The 16022-nt window shown below is 35.4% G+C and carries 17 protein-coding genes; all 17 read right to left on the reverse strand.

The features are described from left to right. Positions 1–9: 9 nt before the first annotated feature. Positions 10–2169 carry a hypothetical protein gene (locus CJ739_RS00420; RefSeq protein ID WP_162880079.1) on the reverse strand — a complete coding sequence of 720 codons (2160 nt, stop codon included), beginning with the start codon at positions 2167–2169 and terminating at the stop codon, positions 10–12. A gap of 17 nt (positions 2170–2186) precedes the next feature. Continuing rightward, complete coding sequence (locus tag CJ739_RS00425; protein ID WP_117172099.1) at positions 2187–3071, reverse strand: S49 family peptidase; 885 nt, start codon at positions 3069–3071, stop codon at positions 2187–2189. A 102-nt stretch (positions 3072–3173) separates the two neighbouring features. Then, on the reverse strand, positions 3174–3752 hold the full coding sequence (locus tag CJ739_RS00430; RefSeq protein ID WP_117172101.1) for a hypothetical protein: 579 nt from the start codon (positions 3750–3752) through the stop codon (positions 3174–3176). 1 nt (position 3753) lies between these two features. Then, positions 3754–4302 (reverse strand): hypothetical protein, encoded by a 549-nt coding sequence (locus CJ739_RS00435; protein WP_117172103.1) that lies wholly within the window; start codon positions 4300–4302, stop codon positions 3754–3756. Positions 4303–4504: 202 nt separating this feature from the next. After that, entirely contained in the window at positions 4505–4864 is a 360-nt protein-coding gene (locus CJ739_RS00445; RefSeq protein WP_117172106.1) for a hypothetical protein, read from the reverse strand. A gap of 65 nt (positions 4865–4929) precedes the next feature. Beyond that, positions 4930–7854, reverse strand: a complete 2925-nt coding sequence (locus tag CJ739_RS00450; RefSeq protein ID WP_162880080.1) for a hypothetical protein — start codon at positions 7852–7854, stop codon at positions 4930–4932. A 16-nt stretch (positions 7855–7870) separates the two neighbouring features. After that, positions 7871–9970 (reverse strand): autotransporter outer membrane beta-barrel domain-containing protein, encoded by a 2100-nt coding sequence (locus tag CJ739_RS00455; protein WP_117172109.1) that lies wholly within the window; start codon positions 9968–9970, stop codon positions 7871–7873. Then, complete coding sequence (locus CJ739_RS20205) at positions 9970–10146, reverse strand: hypothetical protein (RefSeq protein WP_162880081.1); 177 nt, start codon at positions 10144–10146, stop codon at positions 9970–9972. Before CJ739_RS20205 ends, CJ739_RS00455 begins: the two co-directional genes overlap by 1 nt. After that, positions 10143–11099: a hypothetical protein gene (locus CJ739_RS00460; RefSeq protein WP_117172110.1), complete on the reverse strand. Its 957-nt coding sequence runs from the start codon at positions 11097–11099 to the stop codon at positions 10143–10145. The genes CJ739_RS20205 and CJ739_RS00460 overlap by 4 nt, the downstream gene beginning before the upstream one ends. Positions 11100–11157: 58 nt before the next feature. Next, positions 11158–11712: a hypothetical protein gene (locus CJ739_RS00465; protein WP_117172111.1), complete on the reverse strand. Its 555-nt coding sequence runs from the start codon at positions 11710–11712 to the stop codon at positions 11158–11160. Between the two features lie 9 nt (positions 11713–11721). Beyond that, positions 11722–12231 carry a hypothetical protein gene (locus CJ739_RS00470; RefSeq protein WP_117172112.1) on the reverse strand — a complete coding sequence of 170 codons (510 nt, stop codon included), beginning with the start codon at positions 12229–12231 and terminating at the stop codon, positions 11722–11724. A gap of 826 nt (positions 12232–13057) precedes the next feature. After that, positions 13058–13354 carry a DUF8468 domain-containing protein gene (locus CJ739_RS00480; protein ID WP_117172114.1) on the reverse strand — a complete coding sequence of 99 codons (297 nt, stop codon included), beginning with the start codon at positions 13352–13354 and terminating at the stop codon, positions 13058–13060. Further along, the gene (locus CJ739_RS00485; protein WP_117172115.1) at positions 13341–14303 is read right to left on the reverse strand and encodes an RNA-directed DNA polymerase; all 963 of its coding nucleotides are present in this window, start codon (positions 14301–14303) and stop codon (positions 13341–13343) included. Before CJ739_RS00485 ends, CJ739_RS00480 begins: the two co-directional genes overlap by 14 nt. Positions 14304–14519: 216 nt before the next feature. After that, a complete protein-coding gene (locus tag CJ739_RS00490; protein ID WP_117172116.1) occupies positions 14520–14900 on the reverse strand; it encodes a hypothetical protein in 381 nt (126 codons plus the stop codon). Positions 14901–14909: 9 nt separating this feature from the next. Next, positions 14910–15368, reverse strand: coding sequence for a hypothetical protein (locus tag CJ739_RS00495; protein ID WP_117172117.1), 459 nt, complete (start codon positions 15366–15368; stop codon positions 14910–14912). Next, positions 15365–15598, reverse strand: a complete 234-nt coding sequence (locus CJ739_RS00500; protein WP_117172118.1) for a hypothetical protein — start codon at positions 15596–15598, stop codon at positions 15365–15367. The genes CJ739_RS00495 and CJ739_RS00500 overlap by 4 nt, the downstream gene beginning before the upstream one ends. A 140-nt stretch (positions 15599–15738) precedes the next feature. Then, entirely contained in the window at positions 15739–16014 is a 276-nt protein-coding gene (locus CJ739_RS00505; RefSeq protein WP_117172119.1) for a hypothetical protein, read from the reverse strand. Positions 16015–16022: the final 8 nt, after the last annotated feature.

Consider the following 16022-nt stretch of genomic DNA (forward strand, 5'->3'; position numbering starts at 1 on the left):
ACATTTTTATTAAGCGGCTATGGTTCTAGATTTCTCTTCCCAAACACCATCTACAAGAATCAATTCTACAAAGTCGCCATCGGCATCCATTACAGCATCGCCAGATACATTAATATTGCCAGGTACATCTTCAACAGTCAACGCACTTGCGGCAGCACCCATAATTTTGATCACTTTACCTTCAGTTCCACCTGTAATACTTACTAAAGTAGCAGCACCACCTGTGTATTGGAATACGGTTCCTGCATTAGCATCGACAGTAGTTCCGGAGAAGTTAACCGTTGTGCTAGGAGCAGTTGCCGGAGCAGTTGTACGTTTAATTTCGGTAACCGAACCATCGGCAGCGGCTATTAACGTTAACGTACCTCCTGATTTTAGGTCGAACGGCGCATCGCCTGCAAGGTTTATTTTAGCACCATCTGTCACATTAACAGCTCCTGCTAAAGATGTGTTTCCTTTTATTTTGATGATTTGATTTTCGTAAGTACCGGTAAACTCGGTAATTGCTGTAGCCCAAGCAGCATCAACGGTTAGGTTGCTGTATTTTGCCGATACTTTTCCTGTTGTATCATCATACACCGGAATAAAATAATCTGCTTTAAACGCTGGAGCATTGTTTGACCAAACCGATTGTACTTTAAATTCGTCTGGATCACCATCTTTTACGGTGGTACCTATATGAATTAATCGCACACCTAATTTGTAATCGGCAAAAATGTAAATGATACGTTTAAGCATTTCGAAATGATACTTGCTTTTTTCTGCAGGTATATTTTCAAGGATTTCAATGTTATCGCTAAAAGTGATAAACATGATATCCAATCCTGAAAAGTCCGGCATCGCTTCAAAATCGATGTTTGTGTAGTCTTTTGGGTTTTTAGGATATCCTGTATAATCGGTATAGCTACCATGAATTTGCTCATATCTGCGTTTGTAGGCACGTAACCACTCATCTGACAAATAGAATTTCAAACCTTGCTGAATTCTTACTTCATCCGGTAACGCTTTAATCATGCTGTCTACATAATCGACAATATTTGACGTTGTAGGAAGCCCTAAATCAAACGGTTTTAATTTTTTGGTAACGTTGATGGCTTTCCAAATCTGATATAACAAACCATCTTGACGTTGCATAAAACTAGCTGCTGTCGTAGCGTTTTCTGGAGTTGCCACATACACACCGCTAATTGTAGACACTCTATCTTCTATACGAGCGCGTTTATCCAATTCTGATAAAAGGAACTGAACGAAACTCATTTTGTAAGCTTGAGAGCCTTCTTTGTTATAAGAATTCAACCAAGAGCTTTCCATTTTCTGAAGGTTGAAACCTATAAATTCGGCATCAATTTGAACTGGGAAAATTTTTCCTTCTTCAGTTTCAATTTTTTGCTTGTTTTTTGGTAACCATGGCAGTTTTCTAGCTTGCGTAATTTCTGCAGTAACAATGGTACCATCTGATACTCTATCGTCTACATTTAAACGTTTTGGCCAGAAAGAAGGCAGTCCGAAATTATCACGAATTAAAGACGCAATTTTGTCCGGATTCTCACGATAGAACAGCTCTACATCGCCGTTTAATTTTTCTACTTGGATTTTATCGCTAAAATCGGTCGCATGGTTTGTTAAACCTGCAGCTCGTTTATTCCAAGGTCTATCGGCAAAAGCATCATAGATTTTAGAAGATCCGAACAAATGAGTCGCTGAATGCTGAATTTTTTCACCTTTCAAGCCTTTATCAATGATATCTGCAGGAGTATCACCTTCAGAATTAATAACTAATTTCATGATTTTCTCGTTCATTTCTGTTAACTTTTCCCCAACCTCTTTGTTTACTTTTTTGAGCTGGTCTGCCAGTGAGACTTCCGCTCCGGGATCGGGATCTGTTATTTGTTTCTTTTCGGCTTCGGTTAAATCTGTTTTGTCTAATAAAGCCTTTAACTCTTCTTTAGCTGCTTGAACACCAGCGTCGCCTGCAGCTGCATCGGCTATCTCTTTATTGATGCCTTTTAAAACTTCTTCAACACTAAGGTTTTCGCCTAAAGTTTCCTGAAGCTTTTGTTTTTGGTCATCATCTAGATTGACCCTTCCTTCTACAATTGGCACATTTTCGCCCCAACTAAAAAGGGCCGTCATAAGCGCAATTGTTCTTGCAAATAATTTAAATTTCATAACTGTTCGATTTTTGATTAATGATTTATACTTGTTTTTAATTCACTCAATACATGTGCTATATTAATAGCTTGTTTAAACCCGCCAATGCCGTCTATCATCTTTAAACCAAAGGCTTTATCGGCGTCGAAAGTGGCACCGGTAAGCACTCCAGTTTCTTCTTTTAATCCTGGTCTATTCTCTCTTACGGCTGCTTGAAATTTTCGGGCAATAGGTGCTAAATGTTCTTCACGGATTTTATCGTAATTGCCTTTTAAGGCTTCTTGGAACGCTAAATTTTTATGCTCACTTTCTTTTGGATAGATTTCATGAAACACATAACCTTGGGCTTCCCAGTGTTTTTGTGCGTCTACAAAACTGGAAACTACACCTACGCTGCCGAAACGTGCAGAGACATCGTTGTCTGCCATTAAATAATCGCATACGCTTACGGCTGTCCAATAATGCAACGACATACAGGCGTCTGCCAATCCAACAATAGGTTTTGTTTTTGTTTTTGCGAACTGGATAAAAGGACCAATAGCACTTACAGCTCCTCCAGGACCATCAATATTTAAAATGGTGGCCTTAATATTTTTATTGTCTTCGGCTTTTTGTAAAGCAGCGACAATTTCATCTGCACCATAAGTGCAAAAATCGCCGTACTTTATAACGGCCCCTACCATACTAACCATGGCAATAGAGCCTTCAGGGATAGAGATTCCCCCTTCTGCATTTGGTTTTAACTTGTTTCCGTTTTCGTCAAAAATGGTAAGAATGGACGATGGATTTGCGGCTTCAGGAAGATTAATAGGAAGCCCTTTCAATAGATTGCTAACCAAGGGCGCTGCACTGGATATAAAATTTACATCGAGTAGCCATTCACCACGAAATAAATCGTTTAATAAGGGATTAACTTTCATTTAAACTAATTTTAGGCTAATGTCTAGAATTAGTCTAAATTGGTTTAAGACATGGAACGAAAGCGGATTTGCACAATTTGGGATTAAGGAAATTAATAAACCTTAATTCAAAAAAGAAGTCTTTTTCTTAATGTAAAATAATACAATAATTATCACGACACCTGCGATTACAATCCATAACCAAATAGACGTAGTTTTAACATCGCTATCTGCTTTTCGCTTCACAGAATCTTTGGAATCTTCCTTTTTTAATTGACTTTCATTTTTAGTTTTTGTCTTGTCTTTTTTTGACAAGTCAACTACCAAACTATCCTGCTGTGATGTGATGGTTTTCTCGTTTTTAATAGTGGCGTTTGCCCCTTTAATTTTTAGTTTGTTGCCTTTTTCATCTTCTAGAGTTATTGTTTTGCTGGAATCTGCTTGAGTGAGCTCTAAGGTTTGATTATCATTCACTTTAAAAACACTTGATCCTTTTTTAGCAAATGAATCTATTTTAATATCGTTGTTGGTGATCTTAATGCCTTTTTGCTCAAGATTTGATATAATGGATTCTTTTTCTCGCTCAATGGTTTTTTGCTTGGTTTTGCAGCCTAAAATAAATAACATTAATAGCATTATAAAAATATAGCTTAGCCAGACAACAATGGTACCTATGGTGATTTTTTTAAGGATGCTTTTCATATTAAAAATATAAAGTTTTTGTTGACTTTGTCCTATCCACAACTCTAATAGAATTCGGTTTGGTGTTTCTTTCAAGCAAATCTATATGAAGCCAACCTGGAGTTATGCTTATATCTTCTAATCGACGAACGCCTAAATGATAAAAAACTTCTGCATTGTTCTTAACAATCAGGAAAAATATCAATTCATTTCCTTTAGGGTCAATAGCCATACCTTTTCCATCTGCTTGAATTTTATGCGCTGAAAGCTTGCTACCAATATTACATCTAGATGTTCTTATACCGCTCCAAATATTAACATTGTCTTTTTCATTTTCTCTTTCTATGATTTGTATAATGTGCGGAATGCTTCTGGTGTCTTTATATTTTAAATATAATTTCCACCAGTTATTAATATAAACAGGACTCATGTAATGAAACCTTAGAAGTTGAGCGACTTGAAACAATCTTTCATCAACTAAACTTAAACCATTATCATTGTTGTTAAAATAAGTATAAGGATCAACGAATTCGTCTAAATAAAAATTTGAGTTAACTTTGATTCTTTCCATGTTTATTTTTTGAATATATTAAACCAACTTTTAAAATACCTTTTCCAACTACCTTGATATTTCACATCGACCACATTAATTTTTGTCATTGAAATAAAATACATCACTACAGCTGTTGTAGATATTGCCGAAAGGAATACAGGTGCCGTTATCCATAAAATTAGCACGCCGAAAAATGAAAATAGATAGTCTGAAAACATGTTTATTTAAGTTTTTGAAAGAAACGAATAAGTTTAGATAGGATATACCCGCCTCCTAAACCAGATATCACTGCTAATGTGTGTATCGTCTTGCCTTCTGCGTCCAGCGAAAGGCCTATAAATGATTTTATAGAATCAAAGCCGATCTCTTTAATCATGGCCAGAACCACAAAAGCAGAAACCAAATGATAAAACGGTTTTACCCATTTGTTTCTAATTATTTCGCCTGATTTGCCTTGCACTATTTCTTTAGTGCCATACGCACCCATATATAGTAATAGTGCGACTACCGATCCAAGGCATACCCATATCATTGACCAGTCTAAAGTCTGGTACCAAAATTTGCTGATTGTTTCTTCCATGATTTATGATTTTGTGATTTATAAATGTGTTACTTCAAATTCTCCGCTTGTTATGTTTTTGTAATCTAGTATAAAACTTCAGTATCTCCTACTCTATAAACAAAAGATACATTATCTACAGTAGGATTAATATTAGTAATTGCTCCAGTGTTAGTGCCAGTATGCACACCAATACCAAATGCACCACTACTTGTAAAATCAATAGTTTGTGATGTTGCAGCAATAAACGTACAGTTTATAAACTTTGTGTATCCTCGATGTCCTAAGTACATAAACAATCCTGTAGAAGTATCATCCATTATAAAGGTGCAATTATTGAACACTAAGTTTAAGTTTGCATCAAGTTTTGTTCTTAATAAAGCTTGTAGATTAGCTCCACCATATTGAGTGTTATTTAGATAACCTTCATTAGCATCTATTTCTATTGGAACTTTTACATCTATGTCTTTTACTTTAATAGTATTAAAAGCACCTACTCCATCTGTTAACCATTGTGTTAATTCAAAATTAATGAAACCATTAATAACTCCATTTCTTATTCTAAAGTCTTTTTGTACGCCACTCCAAATTCTTAAACTTCCTTCTATTCTAAAATCCTCTAAATCTGCTGCATATTCAGCCCACCCTAAACGATGTAAATTACTAGGTTGAATTGATAATCCTGTCACTACAGTTCCTTTTGAAGTTCCTTTATTGGCTAAAGTTGTGGTTCTATCAGCTCTTAGTCTGTTATTGCCAGTATCATTTATTACAATTGTTCTTAATGATTCGTCTGCAATAGCCCCGTGATTTGTAACTTTGTCGTTGAAGTCGTATCGGTTGTTATTCCAAACAATATTATTTGTATTAACAATTAAATCATCATTAACCCATCCATCATTGAATTTGAATATATTACTATATACATATGTTAAACTATTTCCCCCTCCTGATTGTGAAGTAGTTTCACCAACTTTAGTACCATCATTTATTGATGAATTTATTAAATAATTTCCATTAATTAATGAACCACCTTGTCTAGCATAAACCCTACTATAAAATAAATGGTTACCATAAAAATTCATATTAATGTCTAAATGAACATTTTTATGTTCATAAGTATTACCATATATTTTTAATTGTCTACCATATCCTGTGTCTAAAGCTAAACCTCTAGTATCATGAAATCTTGGATTCCATGAATTCTGTTTATGCAAGCAATTTGAAATAACACCATTAGACGCCCCTTTTACGATTATGTCACCATTTGCATTATTCCAAAAATGACCTTTATCAATCATCCATCCCATAGGATGTTTATGGTCGTCTTCTATATCTAGAGCAAACTGAGGTTCTTGGCCTCCAACATCTCTTATAATAAAGTTCCTTATTGTAAAGTCTATTCCAGGATTAGAAATACCTTGGCGTCTAGTATGTGAAATTTCAAAATCTTCATACACGTTGCCTATTGCGTAACTTCTACTATTAACAAAATAGTAGAAATCAGAAATATTTGTACCGTTGTTTTCTACAAGTATTCTATACTTTGCAATAGCTGGTCTATCATCACCCATCACTCTAGGATAATAGCTTTCATAAGGTATTAAAGTTGGAGACTTTTCAATAAAATTATCATTAACATCATAATACAACATCCAATACTTATAATGCAATAAATCTACGGAAGCCATTGCATTAGGTGCAAAACTGAACCATTCATGTGGAGTTGGTAATGTTCTAGGAGTAGTTAAATAATAATAATCAGTATTTAAATTATCAGCTACGCCAAATTCATCAATATATCCATTAGTCAAATGAGCCGTTAATATATTAGACGTTCCATTACCCTGTTGTCCACCTGATATTCCGTCTCCATGAAACTCTGTCATTACTATTCCTCCACCAATTTTATTAAAGAAAGTTTTTGAACTCATAAAAAAAGCATGCCCCCATTCATAAGGACTTTGAGTCAATGTAAATGCACTCCCTGTTGTACCTACATCTATTGCTATGGTAAAATCCACACCTTCTTTATAAAACACAACATTGTTTGCAGTAGCGGTAGCCACATATCCATCTGCTCCTAAATTAGTATTAATATAATCTGCTATTTCAGTAGCATTTGTATTTGCATTAGAAAGTGTTAATGGTATTACTTCAACTAATGTTTCAAGTGTTGTAATATCCTTATATGGGTCAGGAACAGTTATTGTTAATGTAATAGAGGCTGCTGAAGTTGCTGCTGTACTTACAAGAATTTCTCTATTATAACGATGTCTATATCTATCACCTCTTAAAGTTCCACCAAGTACCTGACTTCCTCTTGTATTATAAAATATATAACGAGCAGTTGAAGGTAAATCATTTGTAATAGTTATAATTTCAACTCCTGCTTCATGTTTTACGGTTACGTAATCATTACCATTACCCACGAACCATGATACATCATTAGAAGTAGGATAAAAAGGACTATCTAATGCTGAAGGTTGAACACTTGCCCAATACTTACCAGTGTCTTTCTTATTCCAAACCAGAGTTCCTCCGACAGAATTAACAATATCTAATAAATTTTTGCCTACTTGATAATTATCTGTAGTGTTTAAATTATCATCAATTGCTCCAAAATTGGTAGCAACATAATGTTTTGTTTTAAACGTACCGCTTACCGTGGCGCTAAATAAATCAAATACAGCATCATCATTTATGAAACTAAATGAAGTGTTATTACCAACAAATGTTCCAACATTCAATACATTACCTCCATTAAGAAAAATAGTTATATTGGCTGGAGCTGTAAAAGAACCTCCAGCTAAATCAATGTCTGTTTGTATTTCCCATTTTTTATTAGCATTAGCAGCGTTAGGACTTGTAAAATCAGTTGGTGACGTAGGGATAAAAACTTTGGTATTTAAACTGATATTGTCTGGAATATTTTTACGCAATATTTTAGTACCCTCTTGGGAAAAACCAAATGAGCTAATTAGCAGTACTATAAAAAGTATTTTTTTCATTTTATTTATTTTGAAGTTATTCATATAATTTTAGAGATAATGTTAATGGTTTGGCTGCGCTTGTTGGTTCCATGTTTGATATTATAAGTCTATCTCCTTCTGGTAAAGAAAAAGATATACCAGTAATGTCTATAATTGTAGGAGAAAATGCTTTAACCGATATTGACGGACTTGTGTATAAAAGAGTATTTGTTTCCAAAGCCCCATCTACGGATGCAACAGTGGTATCAGCAGGAGCAGTTAACTCTACTTCATTTGCACCTGTAAATGATGCTATAGTAGTTGTTAATACAATACCACCTACTCCTGCTCCAACAACTCTTATTGTTTTCCCTACATCACCTGCTACAAACACATAAGTTGAAGTAGTTAATGTATTATCAGCAGCCGTAATATTAAAATCCGCAGTTATAAACTCTTGATGTTTTTTTACGAAATATAAAGTAGTGGTAAAGGGCTGTTCTGCTATAATCGTACCCTTTATAGAGCTTATTGTTTTATTATCTGTTATTGGCAAACCTATACCTGTAGTTCCAGATAAATTCATAGCAGGAACATTAGTGGCTGATGTTTGGTAAAATGCTGAACCAGTGTTATATTCAGGTGTTTTAGTGTAGTAGTATCTGCCGAATCCTGCTTGCATCAACCAACTACCCTCAATAACAGGTGCAGCACTTCCACTAAATGCCGAAACATTACTATCATACCGATGCAATTCCCCTGCCGTGATAGTCGTTAAATAAGTTATAGTGCTTCCTGCCCAAGTATAATCAACTCCGACTTTTTGAATTAATCCATTTACAAAAAATTGATGTGAATTTGTTATAGGATTTGGTAGCACCCACGTTGTCTCACCTCCTGTAGTTGTATATTCTTCTGGATCTGGGCTTGCTCCATTTCCAATTATCAAAGCCGTATCTGCAGCATCTATATAAGCTTTAAGACTTCCTGCGCTCGCTATATTGGTTGATGTCGCAGAAGCTAGCGTGTTGTCGTTTATAAACGCTTTTGTTGTACCGTTACCTGTTAGAATATCATTTAAAGTAGATCCTATTTTAACGAATGAATTAGCATTTACATTTCCTTCTTTTTTAATAAAATAAGTAGTAGCCGAATTATTTTGAATGGTCAACAAATCATTAGTTGATGACGTTCCCCCATTTAATAAAATCCCTCTACCGTTTACGCTATTTATATCAAATCTAATTATTTGACCTGTACCACTATTTTCTCCATAGTATGAAGACCCGCTACCTGTAAGATTTGATTGAATTCCAAATCCAGCACCAGGTGTCGTTGTAGTCAATCCTATAAAATCATTAAAATGCTTAGTGGCTGTTATTGTTTCTTCAGTATTTAAAGTGGCGTAACTCCCAAAATCACTAATATCAGCTTCAACAATCGGACGACTCTCCCAATCTACACCATCAGCCAATAATGCGTTTCTGTTTGTAGGGGTAGATGTGTTTATGTCTATTAGGTCGATTAGTTGGGTTGCGCCGCCTGAAATAGTGATATTTCCTGTATTATCAGCTAAAACACCGTTAACCGAAACAGGCAGCGTGGCAGTATCGCCGGGTAAAGAATTAATATCTGGAAGTCGATAATATGACTGAACCGTTAACAGGTTTGTTTTAAAATAAGCTCTATTTGTAGTTAATTTATTCTGTGAGTTAACACTAATACCATTGCCATCAACCGTTAACTGAGGTGTAATCGTAGGAGACCCTGGATTAATACCACTTATTGTGAAAACATTAGCCCCTGAAACATGTAATTGCTGTCCTGCGGAAGTCCAGTCGAACAAGTAATCACCTACTTGAATATCTTGAAACTGGTTATTTGCCCCTGTAAATAGGTTACTTGCTGAAAGTTGCGCATATCCTGATAAATCTGGCGTTGCGCCTAAAACTTCCCAACTGTCGCCGTCCCAATATTCCCAACGGTTGTTTAATTCGTCAAAAACCTGCCATCTTTTTGTACTATCAAAAGAAACCAGAATTGCTTTTTTAGAAGCATTGGCTTCTTTATAACCTATACCATCAACTACTTGAGCTTGAGAAAAAACAACCGAGCTCAACAAAAGTAAAATTATTATTAAACTGTATTTTTTCATTATTCTTTTGGTTTTACATTAAAAATTTCTTTGTTTTTGTACATTAAAATCACTCCTCCATTGAGTGTTTCTAAAATATCTAAAGGTTGTTCTTCAACTATTTTTTTTTCTAGTTTTTTTACTTTTATCAGTAAATAAACAACCGATATAAACAATATTATCAATACGTATATCATAAAGCCGGTGCGTTTATTGCTAGTTTTATTTTTGTATCATCGTATAAGTCGTCTGGCAAGACAACCGGCAGGCTTATTACCTTACCTACAACATAGGTATCGTCATCCCATCCGTTAAATGTGTTCCCTACTTCTATGGCGTTTTGATTAACGTTATCTTTTGTATCGAACCAAAAACCGCTTATTTTAGTAATTCCGGTATAAGGCACTTTAATTGATACATCGAGTTTAACTTCAATAACATCGTTTACAGAAACATCGTCTTTATCTATGGTACTTGCTACCGAAGCTTCGTAATATAAATTATCGACATTTGAAAAAGCAAAAGCCGTAACAGTGGCTATTAATGTTTTTTGTTTCGTGCGGTTAAATAGCACGAGCTCTATATTTTTGGTTGCTAAAATGCTATTGAACGCTTGAAGATGGGCCGTAAATACTTTATCAAACAATACTTTTGTTACCGCATCTGCAGCATATTCAAAACTTATTTTGGAAGTGGCAACGGTTTCTGCTAAAGCTTCAGATACAGCTTCGGTGTTGAAGGTTGTAAAACCAGTATTGTTTTGAAGCAAGGCCACTTCTGAAGCACTAAGTTTTCGGTAGTTTATTAAGCTTGCTGTAGCTGGTCCTAAATATTCATAGTATGCATACCCTGCAACGACTGTTATATCTCCAGTAGCATCTACAACGTGCTGCACCTTTCCGGGAGTTTGATTTGCCTGGTCTGCCAGCATTGCGGGAATGTCTGCATACGACGGATTTTCCACAAACTTTTCGTTAAGAAGTAAATCGACTCCTAAAATGGCTTTTAATTCGGCCTTGCTTACCCGGTAACTAGATCCTGAAGGATGTTCGGTAAGATCGTTTTGGTCTACTACATAAAACACGAGGTTTTCGCTAGCCATTGCAGCGGTTAGGGGTTTCCTGTCGGTTAATCTTGCTTCGAAGCTCATGTGCTTTTAAATATATTGCTAACATAAAATGAATTAGCTAATTGGTTTAAGACATGAACTAAACGTAGTTTAAAACTCTATTTGAAATGGATTTTTGAAGGCGTTTCAAGATGGCTCCAGATTGCAATTCCCTGTCGTACATACGCCTAATGGTAGGTTCGCTATAACCAAATTCCCGAAGATTAAAGCTGTCTAAGAAAATATTTAAGGCTTCGGCCACATCGCCTTGCTCTTTTTTTGTGACATATCCCAAAACAAAACTTACCAGAACCAGCCGAAAGGTGTCTTCTAAATGATCATTTAAAAGTCGGCATCCTTCTTCGGGTAATCTTAAAAATGAATAGGATCCTGATTGGTATTTATAGACGCTTCCAAAAAAGTCACAGCTTTCTTTGTTTCTTACAGATAAAAAAACATTGTAACTTTTTGCTTTTAATGGTTTTTCTGATTTTTCGGCCAGCAACCGGATTATTTTACCTAAAACGGTTCTGGTGCTTATTTTGGCGGCTTTTACTCTGGAGTCTAAATAATTTTCTTCTATACCTTCAAATTCCTGGTATAAAAATGGTACTAAATGCGGACGTATATTTACAGGAATAATACTTCTATGCATAGGTATGGGTTAGTTAAAGGAGCTTCCATCTTGAAATATAAATTGAATACCATCTTGGAAAACAAATACTTCCTGAACCAAGAAACTAAGAGGGTACATACTGGTTTGTTGGTATTGGACAGCCGTTATCTTTTCGTTTGAAGACACGCTCACCTTAGGTTTCGTGTTTTGTTTAACGTCGTTACGCCCAAAAAAAAGCACGCGGTTGTCGGTAAGCCGTACGCCAATAAACTTCACTTTTCTAAACTGATCTATGCGTGTGGCGCGAAGCTCATCGGTTGATGGTAAAGAGAATTTAACCGTTTGAATGTACTGCAGGCCCGCACGGGTCTGTTTAGTTTTTTCGGAAATATTAATGCTTCCGGATGTTACGTATAAATCGGCTTGGTGGTCCTTAGATAATAAGGAAGTAAAAAATGTATCGGTGTTCGATAGAACCGATGCTTCTGGAGCTCCAGTAAAAAATAAACTAATCTGGCAAGTGTTTGGCGATTTTGCCACACGTTTACTATTATCCATATAAATAAAAATATACCTAAAAGTAAACTTTTTAATTTATATATACAAATAAGTAAATTTTATTAAATATCATTTATATCATTTTTTTACAAAAAAAGTTCAATAAGCATAAGTTATTGATTTATAAGTGATTACTTCTTGAACTTCTTGAACTATGGTGTTTTTTCTTGAACTCCGTTTTTAGAGTTCAAGAAGTTCAAGGATTTTTAAAGGCAGTTCAAGAGTATTATTATACTGATATACAATATATTATAACTATATACTATACTATTCTTGAACTCTTGAACTATTTAACCACCCCAAATATATTTTCTTATTATTTTGATTACAAAGGGGGCGCGGGGGATTTAAAAAAATTCCAAGATATCCTGAAGAGGTTCAAAAGAGAAACGGCCATTCCCGGAATGGCCCAAAACAAAGAAGCGCCTGCTTAATGCAGACGCTTTTGAATTACCGGTTCGATGCTGGGAAAAAGACGCTTCTAAAAGATTTGATATCTATTTATCAGTAAGTATCTCGTAAATAAATCTTATAAAAATAGCTATACCTATAAGCCCTAAACAAAATTCCTCGGGACTAGCATTTTTAAACCATTCTATAATTTCCATCATAATTGTATGTTTTTAAATTGTTAAAGTTTGTGCTTTTCAATATCGTCTTGGATGCTATCGAATTCATTTATTATCCAGTTTCTAAAATCGTATAGCCACAAGTGGTCGCAGCAAAAATAAAGGAGTGGCCATATCAAAATAACTACCAATGTCAGGATACACATTAGAAGGAATTTTATTCTTGGTATAATATGGCGTATGTATTTTTCCATTTTTTAAGTGAATTCGAAATATTCGTTGTCTTTTATGATGGTTGCTGTAAACGGGAATTTATCCTTTGGCACTAGTTCTATTTGTTGCTGTAAAATTTTAGAACCCGTAAAAATGATATGCTTGGTCTGGTTCTTTTCTATCTGAAGGGTTAAGCGTTTGGTGCCTTCTTTTACAGTGGATGCTTCGATTTTAAAATCGTGAACGGTAATAGGCACGTTTATTACACGGTCTATCTTTATTTTATCGCCTACGAAGGCGTTAAGGGTTGGCTTGATGTTGAAATTTTTAAATTCGTTCATTTGGTAGTAATGTTTTTATTAAATGTTTGGCATCGCAGTGCTTTGTCCAACCTTTATATGAAGCGATGGAAGCTTCGTTTGGGTTATTCTTCAGCATTTTTGCGAAGTTTTTTTTGATTTGTTTTCTCAGTAGCGTGTGCGTGTGGTAGAACTTGTAACCTACAAAATCGATACCCCGAGCTTCAACAGGAAATACTTGATAGTTCTGCTTTACCTGAAGCTTCAAATTTAAGTTTAAATAGTGTTTAATTTCGTTTAAAAGTGAATGTAAATAATCTTTTGACGGTGCAGGAATCACCATGTCATCGGCATATCTGAAGTAATATTTAACGGCTTTGTCTTCCTTGATCCAATGGTCAAAGTATGACAAGTAAAAGTTTGCAAGATATTGGCTTAAGTAATTACCTATGGGCAATCCTTCGGCAGAATCAATTATTTCATCCAATAACCATAGTAAATCGGCATCCTTAAACTTTTTACGAAGCAGTTTTTTTAAACATTCGTGATTTACACTAGGGTAAAACTTCTTAATATCAAGCTTTAAGCAATAGGTGGTACCAGGAATATCCTTTAATGATTTTTTAACCGCTTTGGCCGCCGCGTGTATGCCTTTTCCTTTAATGCAGCTGTACGTGTCTGCAGTAAAGTTTGATACAAAAATTGGTTCGAGAACATTCATGATCGCATGATGAACAATGCGGTCTGGAAAGTATGGTAACCGGTAAACTTGTCGTTCTTTTGGTTCAAAAACTGTGAAAATATCGTACTGTGATGTTTTATATAATTTGTTTGCAAGCAGATCCTGAAGTATTAAAAAATTACCTTCTGGATTTTGATCAAACAATTGTACGCCATAAGTGTTTTGTTTGCCCTTGCGTGCTTTTTGGTCTGCAAGTCTCAGATTTTCAATACTGATTATTTTACTATATAAGTTTCCTTTTCGTTTCATTTTAGCCTTATTTTAGCTGGTCTCATTCTCCCGATAGCTATCGGAATACCAAAGCCCTTTTAAAAAATTTGTCTTTTGCCCAGTGGCAAGGTCTGTGATGCAAGTAATAAGATGGGCACTGACATTCGAATTCGAGTTCCAGTTATCGTAATCGTTGTACGAGAACCTGACGCCTGAAGGGGAACTACAGCATAAGCATCACACCACCTGTATTTGTTATTTTTTTGCCGTTGGGCGTTCGTAAACCATTAGTTTTTTATATTGCTCTTTGCATTCTTCGGCAATGTATTCTGAAGCCTTTGGGAATTCAGAAACAAGGCGGGCACCGACAACCGAATTCGAGTGCCAGCCATCGCAACCGTCGAACGAGAACCCGACGCCCGAAGGGGAACCCACCTTAAACCAATTTTCATGCTTGGATTGCTTTCTATTAGTATAGTCTGGTTGAAAATCGGGGTTTACGGCATCGTGCATCACAAAAAGTTGTGCCACGGCTTTTAAGGCTTCTATGTGCCTTTCGGGAACTCCTTTAATTTCAATAGTATTAGGGTCTAAATTCTCTTGGGCAAACGCCTCCTTTAATGTTACTTTTTTCATTGTGCTTGTTTAAATTGTTCTTGAATCTTTATATTGTGGAAGGAATTTTTTAACGGCATCCAACATGTTAGCCTTGGCGTTAGGACCGCAAAAAACTTGGCGGGCACCGACACCCGAAAGCGAGTGCCAGAAATCGAAAACGAAGAACGAGAACCCGACGCCCGAAGGGGAACCCATATTAAATATTGGATAGTACTTATCAGTTCCATCGGTAAAATTCGGCATCTTTCCTTCGTTGTAAGCTGATACCATTAAAAGCTCAAATTCATGGTGTTTGTGATAAGGATCAAAACCTTCCCATTTTCTGTTAAAGTCATCTTCAGTTGTTCCATTTAGTTTAAAAATGTCTTCAATACTGTTAATGCGTTCCTTGATGTCTTTTGGAAGTTCTTTAAAGGTTATTTCTCCCGTTTTTTTGTCGAAGCATGCTTCTTGTCCGTTTGGTGGAATAATTTTTAGTGTCTTCATAATTTTAATTGCTTTGTTAAATTTTCGATTTCTAATTTTTGTGTGTTTATTTTTCTGCTCATCCCTCGAATATCAGGGTTCTCTTCAAAAATATCCAGCCGATCCTGGAGCTGCTTGTTTTCTTTTCGCAGGCGTTCGTTTATTCGCAGTACGGCTTTTAGACTTTGTACCGCGGTAAGTTCTTTGATTTCGTCGCTTACCCCTTTTAATGGTATTAATGTATCTCTCATCGGTTCTTTTTTAAGTCATTTAAAAGTTGTATTAATACGGCAATAATAATTCCCAAGCCTATAAAAGCTACACAGAAACCTATTATTGCGCCTATTAAGAATTGCATTTGTTGTTATTTAACCTCTTTTTTTGGTAGTTATTAATAGAACTCTGTAGAGGCGATGAGTACGAAATCTTCGCCTACTGACAAATCATATAAGCAAATTTCTTCGGGCATATCATCAGGATTATCTTCGTCAAATTCGATATTGCGAACCATGATTGTTTTTGCTTCTTCGTCTGAAATATGATCTATGCTTTCAATTTCTTGAATTGGCAAATCAAAATCAGCATCATAAGATTTTAGTAGGTGTAATTGGTCTTTGGCAGTACACCATTCTATTCTGCCATCATCGAAAGTTAATTTGAATATCATTATTTGAT

Origin of the sequence: Mariniflexile sp. TRM1-10 (genome assembly GCF_003425985.1) — a bacterium.
Classification (GTDB): Bacteria; Bacteroidota; Bacteroidia; order Flavobacteriales; family Flavobacteriaceae; genus Mariniflexile.